Source organism: Burkholderia sp. APQ4-4ca, assembly GCF_057837105.1.
The window spans coordinates 98,358-100,431 of record NZ_JBYQCG010000242.1; the positions used below are offsets into that span (position 1 = coordinate 98,358).

2 protein-coding genes and 1 tRNA gene are annotated in these 2,074 nt (G+C 59.3%); all 3 read right to left on the reverse strand.

What is annotated here, in order from left to right:
• Nucleotides 1-682, reverse strand: a 682-nt coding sequence (locus AC3IFE_RS31975) for a complex I subunit 4 family protein (protein ID WP_489194298.1), incomplete at its 3' end; no start/stop codon positions are given.
• 793 nt (nucleotides 683-1,475) lie between these two features.
• Nucleotides 1,476-1,569, reverse strand: a tRNA-Ser gene (locus AC3IFE_RS31980).
• A 110-nt stretch (nucleotides 1,570-1,679) separates the two neighbouring features.
• Nucleotides 1,680-2,074 (reverse strand): ACT domain-containing protein (locus tag AC3IFE_RS31985; RefSeq protein ID WP_489194300.1); only part of this gene is annotated, 395 nt, incomplete at its 5' end.

A 2,074-nucleotide genomic window follows, 5' to 3' on the forward strand; every position in this document is an offset into this window, starting at 1 on the left:
CCGGCCACATCGGCACCTTGACCGCGAACGCGGCGAAAAAGCCGAGGAACACCAGCAACTGCGGCGCGAAGCCGAGCTGCAGCGTGCGCCACACGGCCATGTCGAACGTATGCGACTGCGCGTACAGGTACAGCATCGCCATCAGCAGCAACAGCGAGCCGGCGAACGAAATGAAAAAGAACTTCACGGCCGCATATACGCGGCGCTCGCGCCCCCACGTGCCGATCAGCAGGTACAACGGGATCAGCGTCGCCTCGAAGAAGATGAAGAACAGCAGCCCGTCCTGCGCGACGAACACGCCGACCATCAGCCCCGACAGGATCAGGAACGACGCGTAGTACTGCGCGACGCGCACCGTGACCGATTCCCACGACGCCACCACCACCACGAGCGTCGTGAATGCGGTCAGCACGACGAGCCACAGCGACGCGCCGTCGATGCCGACCCGCCATCCGGCATTGAATGCCGCGAGCCAATCGCGTCTTTCGACGAACTGCATCGCCGCCGAATGCGCGTCGAAACCGGCCATCAGCGGAACGACGGCCGCCAGCCCGGCAAGCGCGCCGACCAGCGCGATCAGTCGTATCCGGCGCAAATGCTGGTCGGAACCGGCGCGCAGCAGGCCCGCGCCGAACAGTATCGGAACCCAGATGGCCAGGCTCAGGAAGGGGAAATCATGCATGTCAACAAGGCCTAGAGGAGGTCGCGCCTTGCATCGGGGACAGGCGCGACGAAAGGAACGAAATCAAATCGACAGGTAGATTTCGTGAATCGCCAATGTTGGCTAAATGTAAAGCGGCATCACCGGAAAACTTGATGCCGCTCAAACGCGATCGGGTTAACGAGCATAAGACGATTGATTATTTTTTGCAGCGCAGCAGCGCACTGTTTTTTGGTGTCGGCGTAGTTCGTTGATTTACTTGAGTAATTTTTTGTATTGCTCGATGCGATCCGCCGCGAGAATAGATGCAGCGCCGCATTTTTGACACCAACCACTCATTTCGAAGGGCCGGAACGACGAGGTCGACATCGCGCAGTGCGGCGATCACGTGGCGCCCGTTGCCTTACGCGAATACTTTCATTTTTATTTCATTCTATTTCGCGCGGTGCGGCTCGCAGGAGGCGTCGGCCTCGCGCGCCTCTTTTCGTGCGATCGCGCCGCTCATGCCGACGGACTCCCCGCGCGACAGTGATCGTGCTGTTGCGGGGAATGAAGTAAGCGGCTGTCGGCCGTCGCATAAACCGGCGATGACCCAAGCGTCGTCACATCGACGTATGGCGCGCGTCGATCATGCCGAACGTCAGCCATTCAATATAGAGGGCCTATCGATCGTCACTACTCACACAGACCAACGAACGATCGTCGAAGCGCTCGATGTTCGCTCAGATCCGCCTCGCCCCTTCGCGCATCGGCACGGACCGAAAAAGAAAAAGCCCCGCAAGTCCGAGAACTTGCGGGGCTTTGTCACCGCTTTTGGCGGAGACGGAGGGATTCGAACCCTCGATCCAGGTTTTGGCCCAGATGCTCCCTTAGCAGGGGAGTGCCTTCGACCTCTCGGCCACGTCTCCCAAACTTTCGCTCGCACCAGGGAGGCAGTGCGACGAGAACGAAATAATATAGGGTTTCGAACCGTACGTCAATTTCCGCGATGCATTTTCTTCAATGCATCACGAAAAATTCACGACGCCTGGTCGAGTTCGAACACCTTGTGCAGCGCGCGGACAGCCAGCTCCATGTATTTCTCGTCGATCAGCACCGAAATCTTGATTTCGGACGTCGAGATCATCTGGATGTTGATGCCCTCTTCCGACAGCGTGCGGAACATCTTGCTCGCGACGCCCACGTGCGAACGCATGCCGACGCCGACGACCGACACCTTCGACACCTTCGGGTCGCCCTGCACGCGTTCGGCGCTCACATGGCCCTGCACCTGGTTGGTGAGGATGTCCATCGCCTTCTGGTAGTCGCCGCGACCGACCGTGAACGTGAAGTCGGTTTTGCCTTCGACGCTCTGGTTCTGGATGATCATGTCGACGTCGACGTGCGCATCGGCCACCGGGCCGAGGATCTGAT